Here is a 721-nt window from a genome sequence, read left to right as displayed (position 1 = left end):
CCCCTCATCCACCCCTCGGACGGACCCCACCCGATCAGGCCGTTCGCCCCGTATGATCGGGGGACACCGTCCGGCATGGCCGATCGGCAGGCAGGGAATGTACGTCCCGACGGCATCGATCGCCACACCGGGGCCGGTGGCCGAATTGGCGCAGAGGGGCGGGTTTCACGGGGGCGATTCCCTGCCTATCCTGAAAGGGTCGCACCCGGTCGCCCCCCGCGACCGACGAGTAGGAGGACTCCGTGCCGCTCTCGGAGCACGAGCAGCGCATGCTCGAGCAGATGGAGCGAGCGCTGTACGCCGAAGATCCCAAGTTCGCCACAGCGCTCGAGGGCAGCGGCCTGCGCACGTACACCCGGCGACGGGTCTACCAGGCGGTCGCGGGTTTTCTGGTGGGCATCGCGCTCCTCATGGCCGGAATGGTCACCCAGCGGATCTGGATCAGCGTGGCGGGCTTCCTCGTCATGCTGGGCTGCGCCGTGCTCGCGGTGACGGGGTGGCGCAAGGCGCCGAGGCCCGGCGTCCGGCGCACCGGTGGGCCCGGCGGGCCCGCGGGCATGACACGGCGGCCGGTGGGCCGCCGGCGCGGCATGATGGACCGCATCGAGCAGCGGTGGCAGCGGCGACGGGACGAGCAGGGGCACTAGCCCCGTATGGCTTGAATGCCCTGGGGGCCGGGACTTCTGTCCCGGCCCCCAGGCGTATGCGGGGGCTGAGATCC

The 721-nt window shown here is 71.6% G+C and carries 1 protein-coding gene; it reads left to right on the top strand.

The features are described from left to right. Positions 1–242 precede the first annotated feature (242 nt). Positions 243–647 carry a DUF3040 domain-containing protein gene (locus K6I33_RS35455; RefSeq protein WP_229358892.1) on the top strand — a complete coding sequence of 135 codons (405 nt, stop codon included), beginning with the start codon at positions 243–245 and terminating at the stop codon, positions 645–647. Positions 648–721 lie beyond the last annotated feature (74 nt).

Origin of the sequence: Streptomyces sp. UNOB3_S3, from assembly GCF_020740895.1 — a bacterium.
Taxonomy (GTDB): Bacteria; Actinomycetota; Actinomycetes; order Streptomycetales; family Streptomycetaceae; genus Streptomyces.
The sequence above is the reverse complement of the archived record's forward strand: the minus strand, read 5'-3'. Positions and strand labels throughout refer to the sequence as shown.